Genomic DNA, 16060 nt, shown 5'->3' with positions numbered 1-16060 from the left:
TGTTAGATTTTGCAATCTAGAACCATAAATTTGATCCCCAGCTATCTTTTAAAGAAAGTTATAGGGATATTGAATAGATTAAGCATAGTAACCACACTGCATTGTCATCAATCCTACATAATCTGATTGTCATTCAGATGGCCGGTGACAATACGGCTAATGGCATCAATTTCTGGGATTTGGGCGGGCTAAAGCGTTATCTCGTGCTTGTTCGGGATAACGCCCTCCAGCGATGTCTGCCGACAAGCCGCTAAGACGCGTCTACGCATTTGTTTGAGGTTGAGCAATTAACCAGGCTAAAGCTAACTGAGCGAGGGTACAATTATAAAGAAGGGCTATAGGACGCAGTTTTTCTAGCGCTTGTTGAGCACGTTCAAAGTTTTCGCCTTGAAACAGTTTATTTTTAGCACGGTTATCTATTGGGTCAAATTTGTGACTGAGAGCAAATCTTCCTGTTAACAACCCCTGAGCTAAAGGCGAATAAGCAAGGATAGAAATATTGTTTTCGATACAATAGGGCAATGCATCTTGTTCTACCTGTCTCCAGAATAAAGAATAGGGTGGTTGTAAACTATCAATACGTCCATAACTTGGTGCTTCTGCTAACTGGACGCCAGAAAAATTGGAAACACCGATCGCTTTCCTAATTTATTGCCTTGGACAGGTTCATACTTTGTCAGCCTTAACTTCAAATTAAATCAGAGTTACAGTAGATGCCGATGGAATTGACTAGAACTTTTCATGCTCTCAAAGAATGGGCAGTTGCCATAAATGCCTTGGAAGGTGGCAAAACAATTATGTTGCTCCGCAAAGGCGGTATCCACGAACGAAATGGACATTTCCAAGTTGCTCACAAGCAAATTCTGCTTTATCCTACTTATGAACATCAACAAGCTTTCATGCTGAAAGCTGAATATGCCAATAATGTCTATCCAGTAACATCAGGCTGGCATCCTGAAACAGTTCGCATTGGTAGTTGGGCTGAAATTACAGATATTTTGCCCTGTAGTGACGAATCTATTGTTAACAACTTACTTCCCTTCCATATTTGGAACGAGCATTTTATTAGCGATCGCCTCAAATGGAAAGCACGTCAACCCCTTTATATTCTCCTTCTGCGGACATATAAACTACCGCAAGAGCAAGAAATTCCCTATTACGCTAAATACGGTGGCTGCAAGTCATGGATTGATTTAGATCGAGAAATTCAGTTGCAAACAGCACAACCAGTTTTATCTAACTTTGCATACAGCCAACTAGTAGAGACAATTCGCCAGATTGTCGGCGATAAATTGTATGCTCCATCCTTCTAATAACCCAACTTGTTGCTCAAATCCCCGACTTTTTAAACAAGTCGGGGATTTAAATTTAGCTTATAGATAAATACGAAATTGTATCTCGTCATCAAACGGACGATTATAGACAACCAACATCAAAATAGATTTTATATTGTTTGCTCAGAGTGTTTAATCAACGAAACTTTATAACTAACTTCTAGAATCTGCGCTTATATATCTCAGCAGAAAAACAAATAGTCTGATTGCGAACCCCAGTCAAAATAGTAGTGATTGTTACACACGATCGCAAAAAACGCGGATAACATGGGAAAAATCTCACCCAATAAACAAGGTGAGGCAAAACTGTTTATCTTTATGTCCCGTTAGCAGCTGTCTTCCAGGCTATGAGTTGTTAAGCAATTATCCCGCAGTGGATAGAACTTAATTACATTTTGTCTAAAGTATTAGGCAAAAATTATCCCCAAGGGTGATAATTAGCTTGACAAAGATCAGCTATTATGCATCATTAGCTAAAAGCAAAGGAGTTTGCAATGCATCGACAAATGTGCTGGTTATCTAAGTCTGGTGGCGACGGAGAGAAAATTTTGTATTTGCAGACAGAACCCAATCAACCCTGGCGTCCTTATACAGCTTTTGGACATTTTACAGTCCCAGATTATCAAATACCAGGTGGCTCTAAAGGTTGGGCAACTTATCAAAAACTTTTGAAAGCAGGTTGGACACTAGTACCTAGCGCACGGGCAAACGAGTTTGGCAGCAGCAGTTACGCAGAGTCAACAATCCAAAATCAATAGTCATTTGTCATTTGTCATTTGTCATTTGTCATTAGTTATTTTTTGTGTCCCGGCGTCTTCCTCACAAACCTCTGGGGGAACCTTCACCGCGAGGATCGGCGGCTCCTTCTAAAGTTCCATCAGATGTAACAGCGATCGCGTTACCATTACCCCAAGGAGTAGTTTCCTTAATTTTGTGCCCCCGACGGCGTAAGTCTTGCAAAGTCAAAGCATCCAAGCCCCAGGATTCAACGCGCAACTCATCTGGCAGCCATTGATGATGTATGCGTGGAACAGAAATAGCCGCACCAACATCCATGTTGTATTCCAGCACATTCAGGATTACTTGCAAAACCTGGGTGATGATGGTGCTACCACCAGGCGCGCCTGCTGCCATCCGAAAATGACCATTTTCTGTGACAATTGTGGGAGTCATGCTGGATAGTGGAGTTTTGCGGGGTGCAATGCTGTTGGCATCATTACCAACCAAACCAAAAGCATTAGGCACTCCTGGCGCAACGGCAAAATCATCCATCTCATTGTTGAGAACAATTCCAGTTCCCGGTGTCACAATACCCGCACCAAAAATGAGGTTAATCGTGAAAGTCAGACTTACAGCGTTGTGTTGTTCATCCACAACAGTCAGATGAGTGGTTTGGGGAGATTCATGGGGAAGACAAGGGAATGAGGGAAGACGCAGACATTTGGAATTTAAATCTACTGGCTTGACTTCGGTGGAGGGTCGAGCCATTTGCGTATTAATTTCTTGACGGCGTTTTTTGGCGTAAGCTGGACTGAGCAGTTCTTGTACAGGGACTTTGACAAAATCAGGATCGCCTAAATATTTTGAGCGATCGCTATAAGCAATCTTCATTGCTTCTACCATTAAATGTATCGCGTCTGGATGATGCCATCCTAAAGATTTTAAATCGGTGTCACCGATAATATTTAAAATCTGCAATAGGTGAATGCCTCCTGATGATGGTGGTGGCATTGAGCAAATTTTAGCTTTGCGAAAATTGCCACAAATGGGAGTACGCCAGATTGGTTTGTAAGCTTTCAGGTCTTCGAGAGAAATTAAACCACCATTTTTTACCATATCAGAAGCGATCGCACGAGCAATACTTCCGGTGTAAAAACTTTGGGGATTTTCGGCAATTGCTGTTAAGGTGCGTGCCAAATCACGCTGCACTAGCTTTTCCCCTGGTTGGTAAAATTCACCCTTGCGAGTAAAAATTTCCCGCGCTGCGGGATTATTGAGAACTACTTGCTTGCGGGGATCGTTTGCTTGCAGAGAACGCCAAGTTACCATATTGCTAAGAATAAAACCATCTTTAGCGAGTGCGATCGCAGGTTTCACCACCTCTTGCCAAGAAAGCTTACCATAGCGATGATGCACTTCATAAAGTCCCGCTACCGTTCCTGGTGTCCCTACTGCCAAATAACCATTAATACTTGCATTGGGACGCACTTTTCCTTCTGCCTCTAGATACATATTTCTTGTGGCTTTTAGGGGTGCGCGTTCGCGAAAATCTAGCGCTTTCATCTCGCCAGTTTTCTCAGAGTGCATCAGTAAAAATCCGCCGCCACCGATTCCGGCTGAAAAAGGCTCAACTACAGAAAGTGCAAAGGTTGTAGCGACGGCTGCATCCACTGCATTACCCCCTTTACGTAACATCAAAATTCCCGCTTCACTTGCTAAAGGATGGGCTGAAACCACCATTCCCTTCTTGCTGCGTAAAGGTAAAGTTAAGGCTGCTGATGCGATTTGGCTGTAAAGTAAGACAGTAAAAGAAAAGATTACGCTGGCAACTCGCTTAGGTTTAGCAACAGTAAGCATTTTTATACAATTTCTCCTAAAATTTTATATTTGTCTAGCATCGTGGTGTGAGATTATTAATACAAGCTGATTTGAAAATTTTACATTACTTATAAATCCTATGTTGCGAAAAATAAGTAAAACATTTTTTAAAGCTTTAACTATTGGATTATGTATCTCTAGTGGAAGCGTTCTCTCTCAAACATTACCGCTATCCTCTAATTTAGTTGGTTTTAATACACCTGAAGGGGAAAAATTATTATTTGAGAGTAAGTCCAATCAAGACTTCTTTCCTTTGAGTATGCAATTCACCACTCAAAATAATCAGGCATATTGTGGTGTTGCTAGTATGGTTATGGTACTGAATAGTCTAAAAATTCCAGCACCAGAAGTACCACAATACAAGCCATATCGAGTATTTACTCAAGAAAACTTTTTTAGTAATGATAATACAAAAAAAGTGCTAACTCCCGAAGCTGTGTCTCGCGAAGGTATGACTCTAGAACAGTTAGGGCAATTACTAGCTAGTTATGGCGTTCAAGTTAATGTTTACCACGCTGCTGACACTAGTTTAGAGCAGTTCCGCAAACAAGCAGCAGAAAATTTAAAACAACCGCAAAATTTCATTTTAGTAAACTATTTACGCAAAGAAATTGGTCAAGAGAAAGGTGGACATATTTCTCCTATAGCGGCATATAATGAGCAAACAGATAGATTTTTAATTCTTGATGTTTCTCGTTATAAGTATCCACCAGTTTGGGTAAAAACAACAGATTTATGGAAAGCAATGCTGACAAATGATTCCGTATCAAAGAAGAGCCGTGGCTTTGTATTTGTAAGCAAAAACCTTTAATTAACAATCTGTTCATTGGATTTATCAATCCTGCGATCGCTTATCCTGTATGTAAGTTATTTTGATGTTTCCTACTTTCTAGATAGAAATTCACGGGCGATGCTTACGGCGGCCAGCTATGCTGACAACGAATGCATAAATATTATCCTGTTTTATGCTGTCTCAAGTGTTCCCTACCTATTTTGAAACTAGTAAGGCTTATGCGTTGACAAACCAACTAAATTTTGTACAGTGCTTAAGACTTAGATAGTCCTCAATACTCGGATAGTAATGTTTGTAAACGAATACAAGGGGAAATCTTTAATGAATAATTTGCGGTTCTATCTAAAGACTGAATAGTATTCCGAAAGCTTTAACTTTTGGCACATTATTTGTGCGATTAAACAGCACTAACTCGATTATTGACAATTAAAGTTACTCCCAAAATCGATTCAGGTAGGAAAAACTTATGGCAATTATCATTGGAACCAGCGGTAACGACACCCTACAGGGCGCTTCCGATCCTTTCTACGAAACCCTAACCACCGTAACTGGTGGCGGTGGCAAGGATATATTTGCTTACAGTAGTGAAGTAGGTTTCTATATCAGTGTAATAAGTGATTTTAGTGGAGTAGGTAAAGGAACAAACCCCACCACAGCAGTCATTGCTGAAGTCGATACCCTAAATTTTCAGGACAATAGTAGCTTCACTGCCCAAAACTCGATCCTTACCCAGAATGGCAACAATCTGGAAATCAACTTTCAAGGGTTTACTTTTCGCAAAATCATTTTGGAAAACTTTGCCCTAGAAAACCTAGATAACCTCACTAAATCTACTGGAGCCACTGTAGATTTGGGCAATATTCTATTTTATGGGCAAACTACCATCACCGACAGCTTTGATGTCTTGGATGCCAACTCCACCCAAAGCACTGTGTTTAAAAAAAATACAGTCACCTTCCTAAACGACCTAGACAACAATGTTAGAGGATTTGACAATTCCAATGATGTCATCAATGGTCAAGGGGGTGATGACATTATTGAAGGCTTAAGTGGCAACGACCTTTTGAGAGGTGGTGCAAACAATAATACTCTCAACGGTGGTGTTGGTGACGACTTTTTGGATGCTGACTTCCCCTCAGGCAATAATCTGCTTAATGGTGGCAATGGCAATGATTCTCTCTTCGCCTCTGGGAACTACGAGTACTTCGCCTATTACGGCGGAAATGTCGATGATCGCTCTTTAGGCAATAATACCCTCAACGGTGGTGTTGGTGATGATACTTTAAATGCTAGTGGTTCATTGGGCGATAACCTCTTAGATGGAGGCGACGGCAATGATTCTCTCTCCATCTCTGGAGATGTAAGCAGTGAGCAATACACATCGTCTAACTCTCGCTCCAATGGCGATAACACCCTCAACGGTGGTGCTGGTGATGATATCTTGAGTGCTAGTGGTTCATCAGGCGATAACCTGCTTTTTGGAGGCGATGGTAATGATTTTCTAGATATCTCTGGCTATATTTACCAATATTTTGACTCCTACTTCGACTCTCGATCATCTGGCAAAAACCTTCTCTCTGCGGGCGATGGCAATGATACTCTAACAGCCTCTGGTGCCAGTGGTAATAACACCATCAACGGTGGTAATGGCGATGATAGCCTTACAGGCGGTGGTGGTAAGGATAGCCTCACAGGCGGCGGTGGTAAGGATAAATTTGTTTACAAAGGCTTAAGCAACGACACGACTAATAGTGGCAGAATCACTGACACGATTAATACTGGTACTCATACAATCGCCGATTTTACTGGAGTAGGTGAAGGAAGAAATCCCACAGCAGCAGTCATTGCCGAAGTGGATACTCTGATATTCCAAGACAATAGTGGTTTTACAGCCAAGAATTTGCTTCTCACCCAGAATGGCACAAGTTTGTCAATCAGCTTTCAAGGAAATGGTGATACCAGATTCATCCTGGAAAACTTTGCCCTCTCCAACCTGGATAACCTCACCAAATCTAATGGAGCCACTGTAGATTTAGGTAATATTCTGTTTTATGGGCAAACTACCATCACCGACAGCTTTGATGTCTTCGATGCTAACTCCACCCAAAGCACTGTCTTTAAAAAAAATACAGTCACCTTCCTAAACGACGTCAACAACAATGTTAGTGGATTTGACAATTCCAATGATGTGATCAATGGTCAAGGGGGTAATGACATTATTGAAGGCTTAAGTGGCAATGACATTTTGAGGGGTGGCGATGGCAATAATACTCTCAACGGTGGCGATGGCAATGATACTCTCAATGGTGACGATGGCAATAACACCCTCAATGGCGGCAATGGCGATGATTCTTTAAATTTCCCCTCCCTATCTACGTTAGTAACTCAAACAGTAGACGGGGGAACAGGTAACGACAGCTTGTCTTTCAGTTATAGCAGTGCTACCACCGGAATTACTTCGACTTTCAATCCAACTAATAACACTGTAGTAATTTCTTCGACACCGGACACAACAGTGTTTAGCTACAAGAATATCGAACAATTAAATATCACAGGTACAGACTACGATGATTATCTTTTGGGAAGCAGTGGTAATGATACGCTCCGCTCAGGCAATGGTAACGATACAATAGATGGCGGCGCTGGTGAAGATTTCCTGAATATTAGTCTTTCAACAGGGAATCACCTCCTCAATGGAGGCAATGGCAATGATTCTTTACAGGCCTTAAGTTACATTTACGATGAACTTGGAAATTACGTTGGGGGTAGCATATCTGGCGATAACACCCTCAACGGTGGTGTTGGTAACGATACATTAGATATTTACGGTTCAGCAGACGATAATCTATTAGATGGGGGCGATGGTAATGATTTCCTCTCTGCTATTAACACCTCTGGTGAGAACACCCTCAACGGTGGTGTTGGTGACGATACATTGGATGTTAGCAGTTCAGCAGACAATATATTAGATGGGGGCGATGGTAATGATTCCTTGATAGCCTCTCCTTCCACTGGTAATAACACCCTCAAAGGTGGCAATGGTAATGACACCCTCAGAGGTGGCTTTGGCGATGCGATCATCATCGGTGGCAAGGGTAATGATCGGCTCTTTGGGGAAGGTGGCACTGATACCTTTGTTTTCAATAGTTTCGATGAAGGTCTTGATCTGATACGTGACTTCGGTAGCATTAATGAACTTAATGAATTAATTCAGGTGTCGGCTGCTGGTTTTGGTGGCGGTTTATCAGCAGGTGTACTTCAGGCAAGTCAGTTTACACTTGGAGAATCTGCAACCACTCTTCTCCAGCGATTTATTTATAACTCCGCTACAGGTGCATTGTTCTTTGACTCTGATGGTAGTGCAGGCGCATTTACTCAAGTACAATTTGCCGGATTATCTGCTGGTTTGTCATTAACGAACAATAATTTTGTGGTTGTTTAATCGTTATCCTTCATGTCATTGAATAAAGTATGCTGAAAGCTTTAACTTTTGGCAGATTATTTGTGCCATCAAACAACACCAACTCGATTATTGATATCATGTCCGCCTAATTAGTTATGATTTCCACAGTCATTGCACCCCACCCCTTAATCCCCTCCCCGCTCTTCGGGAGGCAGGGTGGTTTCATACGAAAAAAGAAAAATACATAAGTCTTGATTTCTCGTTTTGTGGCATAGCTTTTTCCCTCACTTCCATTCCTCTCCCCCACGGGGGGAGAGGCTTTAAAACCCAGTTTGAGTTTTTCTCTGCTTGTATGAAACCACCCTGCTCCCCGCTCTTCGGGAGGGGAGACGAAGGGTAGCTTTGGCGGGGTGGGGTTCTTCGGGTTTAGTAAGTAATCAAGCGAACATGATATGACAACTGAAGTTACTCTAAAAATCGATTCAAGTAGGAAAAACTTATGGCAATTATCATTGGAACCAGCGGTAATGACACCCTACAGGGCGCTTTAGGTGGCTACGATGACACCCTAACTGGTGGCGGTGGCAACGATATATTTTTTGAGAGCGCCAACCCCTCCTATACGAGTGTAATCACCGATTTCGGTGGAGTAGGTAAAACAACAAACCCAACAGCAGCAGTCATTGCTGAAGTGGATACCCTAAATTTCCAGAGTAATAGTGGCTTCACTGCCCAAGACTTGATCCTTACCCAGAATGGCAACAACCTGGAAATCAACTTTCAAGAGTCTACCTTTCGTCGCAAAATCATTTTGGAAAACTTTGCCCTGTCCAACCTGGAAAACCTCACCAAATCTACTGGAGCCACTGTAGATTTGGGCAATATTCTGTTTTTTGGGCAAACTACCATCACTGACAGCTTTGATGTCTTCAATGCTAACTCCACCCAAAGCACTGTCTTTAAAAAAAATACAGTCACCTTCCTAAACGACGTCAACAACAATGTTAGTGGATTTGACAATTCCAATGATGTGATCAATGGTCAAGGGGGTAATGACATTATTGAAGGCTTAAGCGGCAATGACATTTTGAGGGGTGGTGCGGGCAATAATACCCTCAACGGTGGTATTGATGACGACTTTTTGGATGCTGACTTCCCCTCAGGCAATAATCTGCTTAATGGTAGCGATGGCAATGATTCTCTCTTCGCCTCTGGCAGCGACATCAGCTTATCCGAATACGTCTCCATATACGGCAAAAATCTCGACGATCGCTCTTTAGGCAATAATACCCTCAACGGTGGTGTTGGTGACGATTCTTTGGATGCTAGCGGTTCACTTGGCGATAACCTCTTAGATGGGGGCGATGGCAATGATTTTCTAGATATCTCTGGGAATGAAACCAGCACTGATCTCCAATCGTCTAGCTCTCGCTCAAATGGCGATAACACCCTCAACGGTGGTGCTGGTAACGATATTTTGGATGCTACAGGTTCATCAGGCGATAACCTGCTTTTTGGAGGCGATGGCAATGATTTTCTCGATATCTCTGGCGATTCGTACCAATATTTTGATGTTTACTCCAGCTCTCGCTCATCTGGCAAGAACCTCCTCTCTGGGGGCGATGGTAATGATACTCTAACAGCCTCTGGTGCCAGTGGTAATAACACCCTCAGCGGTGGTAATGGCGATGATAGCCTTACAGGCGGTGGTGGTAATGATTGGCTTTTTGGGGAAGGTGGCACTGATACCTTTGTTTTCAATAGTTTCGATGAAGGTCTTGATCTGATACGTGACTTCGGTAGCATTAATGAACTTAATGAATTAATTCAGGTGTCGGCTGCTGGTTTTGGTGGCGGTTTATCAGCAGGTGTACTTCAGGCAAGTCAGTTTACACTTGGAGAATCTGCAACCACTCTTCTCCAGCGATTTATTTATAACTCCACTACAGGTGCATTGTTCTTTGACTCTGATGGTAGTGCAGACGCATTTACTCAGGTACAATTTGCCGGATTATCTGCCGGATTGTCACTAACGAACAACAATTTTGTGGTTGTTTAATCGTTATCCTCCGTGTGATGCGATGTCTGGCGACAAGCCGCTTCTTTACAAGACGCTGCGCGAACGCGTCTACGCCAATATCTAAAATGTGAGCTAATTATGGATACCGTAATTACAGCAGAAAGAATCGAGTTACCACCTGGCGCGGTGTTGAAGCTTTTGGGAGATTGGAAAGTTACGCTAACCCTTAATTACGAATTATTATAATCCCTTCGATTTGCGAAACTCCTGAACAACATCTTTAACATCACGTAATTCCCCCTCAACTAAATAATTTAATTGCCGCATTTCATCTGCCGAAATTTTTCCAGAGAGAGAAGCGATCGCTGTTTTTAATTCGGGATATTTTTTTAATATTTCTTGTCGAACAATTGGCACAGTTTCGTAAGGTGGAAAATAATGTTTATCATCCTTGAGTACAACTAAACCCAAGCGAGAAATTTGCCCATCAGTGGAATTACCTGCTACCATATCCACCTGTTTTTGAATCAAAGCACGATATATTAAACCCAAGTCCATAATTTGGGGTGGTTTAGCAAAACGCAAATCGTAAGTTTTAGCTAATCCTGGGAAACCATCTTCGCGTTCTAAAAATTCGTAACCGAAACCGCCACGCCACTGCGGTGTATATTGAGTAGCTTGGGAGAGAGTTTGAATATTGTTCTGCTTGGCATCTTCACCTCGGATAATCATCGCAAAAGTATTTTCAAAACCTAAGCTAGGCATTACTTCCAGATTGAATTGCTGGGCGTATATTTTTTTTATGATTTCGTAAACTTCTTTGGATTTATTAACTGGTTTTTGCTTTAAAATTGCAGTCAAAGCTGTGCCTGTATACTCAATATAAGCATCAATTATGCCAGCCTTAATAGCGTTATGGCAAACAAATGAACCACCTAAACGGGGACGGCGAGCTACTTTTAAATTAGTTGTTGCCTCGATTTGCTGCGCTAACAATTCACCTAAAATATCTTGTTCAGTAAAATCTTTGGAAGCAACAACTATATTAGCATCTTTATTACTATTGATATTTCCCGTGCAGCCAGCGATTACCAGCAACAAAGCAAAAGTTAAAAAGCACAATGCCAAAAACCTTTTCATTACTTAACTTTTAATTTTTAATTTATTCTCCATCAAGCCAATTGCGAAGTCAACGAGTAATGCAATTGCCGCCGCCGGAACTGCACCAGCTAAAATCAACTGATTGTTCACTACTGATATGCCGCGAAAAATAAACACTCCTAAACCACCTGCACCAATAGCCGCTGCAATAGTTGCAATACCAATGGCAATGACTGTTGCTACTCGCACTCCTGCCAAAATGACTCCCAGTGCTAAAGGAATTTCAACTTGCAACAATAATTGTCTATCTGTCATTCCCATGCCTCTCCCAGCTTCTCGAATCGCTGGATCTACGCCAGTAATACCTGTGTAAGTGTTACGAATTATTGGCAGCAAGGAATATACAGTCAGAGCAACAATTGCTGGTACTGCGCCAATTCCGCCAATTATGGGAACAGGAATGAGTAAGCCAAACAGCGCCAAACTGGGAATAGTTTGAAAAATATTTGCTATGCCGAGAATTGGCTGGCGGAGATAGGTTTTACGTGTAATCAAAATACCTAAAGGAATGCCTACAAGTATGGCAATTCCAATGGCAATGCCTACCAAAAATAGATGTTCGAGAGTATGCTGAAGGATTTCTGGGGCATACTTAACGAGGAAGAAATTTTTCATAAAGTATCTTGCAAGGAACGCAGACATTGAAGAAAGGCAAGGGTTTCTGGGTGTTGCGATCGCATAAATTCATCTGTCGTCCCCAATACTATCAATTCTCCGCCAGACATTAAACCAATTCTCGATGCTAAGACAAAGGCTTCTTGAATATCGTGGGTGACGAAAACAACTGTTTTACCTAACTCTTGCTGCAAATGCCGAAACTCTTGTTGCAGTTCTAGGCGCGTAATTGGATCGAGTGCGCCAAAGGGTTCATCCATCAACAACACTGGCGGATCTGCTGCTAAAGCCCTGGCTACACCGACTCTTTGCTTTTGTCCTCCTGAAAGTTCGTGCGGGTAACGCCCAGCGAATTGTGCTGGTTCTAAGCCTACAAGTTGCAACAATTCATAAACCCGCATTTTAATTTGTTTCGGTTGCCAACCTTCTAAAGACGGGACTAAACCCACATTGCGTTCTACAGTGAAATGGGGAAATAAACCAATTTCTTGAATTACGTAACCAATTTTTCGCCGCAGTTTAATTTCATCCCATTCAGTTGTGGGAATACCATCAAATAAAACTTCGCCTTGTGTAGGTGTAAATAGGCGATTAATTAGCTTCATTGTTGTAGTTTTGCCGCTACCACTGCGCCCAAGTAATACTAGTGCTTCTCCTTGGCGAATGGTGAAATTGAGGTTTGACACCAACGGGCGATGATTGCGGCTAAAGGTAACATCGCGGAATTCGACGGTTGTTTGGTTATTTTGCGGCATTAATGGCTTTTGGTGGACGCTAGCTATATGTATTATGTGCTGATTTTGCTAGCGTGTTAACCCCCGATTTACCAGATAAGGGGTTTGAGCAAATTGTTAAATTAGTCTGAGTGGCGATTTCCTCGAAAGTAAGGAGTACCTTAACCAAATGTCAAATTTTCTACACTTTATAGTAACTCTTGCTGTGATATTGAGTTGCTCGCTGCTGAATCCAAGCCTGACAGCACAAGCCGCAACTAGTGCGATGTCTACGATGATCACTGAGCCTTGTCGAAGTGCGGACTACACCTACGCAGTTTACGAACAACGGCTAATCCACAGTCCAGATGGTATCGGCAAATACTACATGGGGCGCGAAATAGCCCAAGTTATGGGATACACTGGCGCAGGCTGGCTAGAACGTCCAAGTCGAGAGGGAGAAGAACAGCCAAGTAAGGTAGTCAGCCTCCTAAATCTGAAACCTAATGATGTGGTGGCGGATATTGGCGCTGGTACAGGTTACTTAAGCTTTCGCATCGCACCTTTATTAACAACAGGTAAGGTGTTAGCTGTTGATGTTCAACCAGAAATGTTGGAAATCATTGGGTTATTCAAAAAAGAGAAAAATATCACCAATGTTGAGCCGATTTTAGCAACTTTTACTGACCCTAACTTACCATCTGAAAGTATCGATTTAGCCTTGATGGTAGATGCTTACCATGAACTTGAGTATCCCCAAGAAGTGATGCAAGAAATTGTGAAAGCACTTAAACCAGGTGGAAAGGTGGTGCTGGTTGAGTATCGGGGTGAAAATCCCTTTATTATGATTAAACGTCTGCATAAAATGACTCAAAAGCAAGCCCGTAAAGAAATGCAAGCTGTTGGTTTGGTTTGGCGGGAAACTAAAAACCTGTTACCTCAACAGCATTTAATGATATTTGAAAAACCTGATTCTAGCGATTTATTAACAAAATGAGGCTTGGGTAGTATTTCCGTAGAAAAATATGTACCAAGCCATAATAAAGTAAGACTCCTTGCCAGAGCAGAAAATCATGGTCAACCTATCACTCAAGCAGCGAATTCCTCATTTAGAAAATGGCGATCGCCTCACTCGCTACGAATTTGAACGACGCTATCAAGCAATGCCTCGTCATCAAAAGGCAGAATTAATTGAAGGAGTTGTATACTTGGCATCGCCGTTACGCTTTGAAAGTCATGCTGAACCACATGGCCATACAATAACTTGGTTGGGAGTTTATGAAGCATCAACCCCTGGTGTCAGATTGGGAATTAAGCCAACAGTCCGCTTAGATCGAGACAATGAACCGCAACCTGATGGAGTGCTATTAATCACACCAGCAGCTAAAGGACAATCTCGTTTTAGTGGTGATGATTACATCGAAGGTGCGCCAGAACTTGTAATAGAGATAGCAGCTAGCAGCGTTGCTATTGATTTACATGACAAGAAAAAAGTTTATGGTCGTAATGGAGTAAAAGAATATATTGTTTGGCAAATATTTGAAAACAAATTAGATTGGTTTAGCCTGCAACAAGGAGAATATGTCTCCTTGGAAATGAACGCCGATGGAATTATCAAAAGTCAAGTATTTCCTGGTTTGTGGCTGTCAATGTCCGATTTAATTACTGGCAATATGCAACAAGTATTGGCTGTATTGCAGTTGGGATTAAATTCACCAGAACATCAAATATTTGTGCAGAAGTTGTCTAGTTAGAATGGGCTATGCTCCGCTGCGCTAACAGGAGTCAGAATAGTTAAAGAATCAGGAAAAGATTTGATGACTATTTTGGCATCAGTCTATTTTTTGGGGAATGAGACTGGCGCTTTTGGTTACACTATCCCAAACAATCCAGTTAAAAGAATTATCTAAATCATCGGGGCTGTTTGAAACTTTAAAATATAGCTTTTCTTCACGTTTTCTTTCAATGGCAAAGTCGGCATTTTGAGCATAAGCGACTATAAAACCTTTGTCTCGCAAACAATACATCGCCCAGGCTTTCAATGATTGCTTGTATGGTTCGTGTGGAATTGGCGGTTTTGTGATTGTGTCTTCAATTACTTTAAAGATTTGCGTGAGATTTGCAGCCATAGTAGATACTTTTGTTATTACCCCTAAGTTAACTAGCTTCTGGATCGCAACGAATTTCAATCATAAAGCCATCTGGATCGTAAAAATACACTCCTCTACCAGTAGGACGAGTGACTGGGCCGTGTGCGATCGCTATTTTATTTTCTCTGATCACTGTCACCGCGCGATCGAATAACTGCGGATCGATGTCAAAGGCGAGATGGTATGCTCTGGTGAAGGTTTTTTCTGGGTCTGGATTTGGTGGTGATAATTCTGGTTCCCCAAATAAATCGAGAATCGTACCATCCGGGGTGATGAAGTTGGCTACTTTCCCAGATGCGACAAGTTCCACCAGGGTTGCGGGTACTTCGTCACCTGTGAGTTCGTGCAAACCCAGAATTGTGCCATAAAAATAGCGGGAAGCTTGCATATCCCGGACGTTGAGGGCTATGTGATGCACTTTACGCAGATTTCCTGGCGCAAGGACACTGTTCGCGGATTGGGTGCTAGATAGCATAGTAGAACTAAATCTCAATACTTTGATAGAAGCTGAACTTTTTACTTAAAGTTTAGTATTCATAATAAAAATCTATCATGGCATTTGATTATTCTTTAGACTTTAAAAATATTGATTTTCGCCAACATCCTGAACTCTATCGTGTTGGCAAGGGTGAGCAGGGTGTACTTTTGGTTGAACCATACAAATCAGAAATTCTTCCTTACTGGCGGTTCAAAACTCCTGATATTGCTAGAGAGTCGAGTGAAAAAATATACGAGATGTTTCTTGATTATCTAGAACAAGATGATTTTGTTGGTGCGGATATGGCACGAAAGTTTATCCAAATGGGTTATACTCGCTCTCGCCGTTATGCTAATCATAAAAGTGGCAGGAAATATAAACAAAATTCGGATGCTTCAGGTGATAAAAAAGAAATTCTTCCTTATGAAGTAGACGCAGTTAAAGCGGAATCAGCAGCAATATTTAAAGCTAAGTGGGTAGAAGCAAAGACAAATGAGAAATATCAAGAGCTTTTAGTCAAGCATAAGCAGATGTATGAAAGTATCTGACCTTTGTAAATAAATATACTGGGCGATTAGAAATCGCGGCTATACAAACAAAGTCCGCCTGCGCGGACTCAGGAATTGGAAACCCAGGATCGGTAGCTTTTGTCTGTATAACCGTGAATTCCATTGGTCAGGGCGAGCCTTTGAGCTTCATTAATGAGCCTTTGAACTCCTTTAATGAGTCTTTGAACTCCTTTAATGAGCCTTTGAGCTTCATTAATGAGCCTTTGAACTCCTTTAATGAGCCTTT

General features: G+C 41.8%; 14 protein-coding genes and 1 pseudogene. 8 read left to right on the top strand and 7 right to left on the bottom strand.

Features of this window, described 5'->3' with window-relative positions:
- Nucleotides 1-113: 113 nt before the first annotated feature.
- A pseudogene (locus tag RMY16_RS09115) lies at nt 114-642 on the bottom strand (aldo/keto reductase); the annotation flags it as partial.
- Nucleotides 643-713: 71 nt separating this feature from the next.
- Between RMY16_RS09115 and RMY16_RS09110 the strand changes: the two are divergent.
- Both RMY16_RS09110 and RMY16_RS09105 read left to right on the top strand, forming a co-directional pair.
- A complete protein-coding gene (locus tag RMY16_RS09110; protein WP_322736110.1) occupies nt 714-1313 on the top strand; it encodes a DUF1802 family protein in 600 nt (199 codons plus the stop codon).
- A gap of 515 nt (nt 1314-1828) precedes the next feature.
- A complete protein-coding gene (locus tag RMY16_RS09105; RefSeq protein WP_322660309.1) occupies nt 1829-2092 on the top strand; it encodes a hypothetical protein in 264 nt (87 codons plus the stop codon).
- A gap of 61 nt (nt 2093-2153) precedes the next feature.
- Here RMY16_RS09105 and ggt read toward each other — a convergent pair whose 3' ends face one another.
- Nucleotides 2154-3911, bottom strand: coding sequence for a gamma-glutamyltransferase (gene ggt, locus RMY16_RS09100; RefSeq protein ID WP_322736109.1), 1758 nt, complete (start codon nt 3909-3911; stop codon nt 2154-2156).
- Between the two features lie 100 nt (nt 3912-4011).
- Between ggt and RMY16_RS09095 the strand changes: the two genes are divergently transcribed.
- The 3 genes from RMY16_RS09095 (at nt 4012) to RMY16_RS09085 (ending at nt 10187) form a co-directional block, all read left to right on the top strand.
- Entirely contained in the window at nt 4012-4743 is a 732-nt protein-coding gene (locus tag RMY16_RS09095) for a phytochelatin synthase family protein (protein ID WP_322736108.1), read from the top strand.
- 448 nt (nt 4744-5191) lie between these two features.
- The gene (locus RMY16_RS09090) at nt 5192-8167 is read left to right on the top strand and encodes a calcium-binding protein (protein WP_322736107.1); all 2976 of its coding nucleotides are present in this window, start codon (nt 5192-5194) and stop codon (nt 8165-8167) included.
- A 460-nt stretch (nt 8168-8627) separates the two neighbouring features.
- Entirely contained in the window at nt 8628-10187 is a 1560-nt protein-coding gene (locus tag RMY16_RS09085; RefSeq protein ID WP_322736106.1) for a calcium-binding protein, read from the top strand.
- A 201-nt stretch (nt 10188-10388) separates the two neighbouring features.
- Here the strand turns inward: RMY16_RS09085 and RMY16_RS09080 are convergent, their stop codons facing one another.
- Genes RMY16_RS09080 through RMY16_RS09070 form a run of 3 tightly spaced genes read right to left on the bottom strand, consistent with a single transcriptional unit; the run spans nt 10389 to nt 12679 of the window.
- Nucleotides 10389-11288, bottom strand: coding sequence for a glycine betaine ABC transporter substrate-binding protein (locus tag RMY16_RS09080; protein WP_322736105.1), 900 nt, complete (start codon nt 11286-11288; stop codon nt 10389-10391).
- Nucleotides 11289-11291: 3 nt separating this feature from the next.
- Nucleotides 11292-11924, bottom strand: coding sequence for an ABC transporter permease (locus tag RMY16_RS09075; RefSeq protein WP_322736104.1), 633 nt, complete (start codon nt 11922-11924; stop codon nt 11292-11294).
- A complete protein-coding gene (locus tag RMY16_RS09070) occupies nt 11921-12679 on the bottom strand; it encodes an ATP-binding cassette domain-containing protein (RefSeq protein ID WP_322660324.1) in 759 nt (252 codons plus the stop codon). The genes RMY16_RS09075 and RMY16_RS09070 overlap by 4 nt, the downstream gene beginning before the upstream one ends.
- 148 nt (nt 12680-12827) lie before the next feature.
- Between RMY16_RS09070 and RMY16_RS09065 the strand changes: the two genes are divergently transcribed.
- Together RMY16_RS09065 and RMY16_RS09060 are read left to right on the top strand one after the other, a co-directional pair.
- A complete protein-coding gene (locus tag RMY16_RS09065) occupies nt 12828-13634 on the top strand; it encodes a class I SAM-dependent methyltransferase (RefSeq protein ID WP_322736103.1) in 807 nt (268 codons plus the stop codon).
- Nucleotides 13635-13710: 76 nt separating this feature from the next.
- Nucleotides 13711-14391, top strand: coding sequence for a Uma2 family endonuclease (locus tag RMY16_RS09060; protein ID WP_322736102.1), 681 nt, complete (start codon nt 13711-13713; stop codon nt 14389-14391).
- A gap of 78 nt (nt 14392-14469) precedes the next feature.
- Here RMY16_RS09060 and RMY16_RS09055 read toward each other — a convergent pair whose 3' ends face one another.
- Nucleotides 14470-14766: a hypothetical protein gene (locus tag RMY16_RS09055; RefSeq protein ID WP_185585967.1), complete on the bottom strand. Its 297-nt coding sequence runs from the start codon at nt 14764-14766 to the stop codon at nt 14470-14472.
- A 28-nt stretch (nt 14767-14794) separates the two neighbouring features.
- Nucleotides 14795-15262 carry a VOC family protein gene (locus RMY16_RS09050; protein ID WP_322736101.1) on the bottom strand — a complete coding sequence of 156 codons (468 nt, stop codon included), beginning with the start codon at nt 15260-15262 and terminating at the stop codon, nt 14795-14797.
- 77 nt (nt 15263-15339) lie between these two features.
- Here RMY16_RS09050 and RMY16_RS09045 point away from each other — a divergent pair, with 77 nt between their 5' ends.
- A complete protein-coding gene (locus RMY16_RS09045; RefSeq protein ID WP_322736100.1) occupies nt 15340-15813 on the top strand; it encodes a DUF4385 domain-containing protein in 474 nt (157 codons plus the stop codon).
- Nucleotides 15814-16060 lie beyond the last annotated feature (247 nt).

The sequence above is a fragment of the Nostoc sp. DedQUE12b genome (assembly GCF_034530835.1).
Taxonomy (GTDB): domain Bacteria; phylum Cyanobacteriota; class Cyanobacteriia; order Cyanobacteriales; family Nostocaceae; genus Nostoc.
The sequence above is the reverse complement of the archived record's forward strand: the minus strand, read 5'-3'. Positions and strand labels throughout refer to the sequence as shown.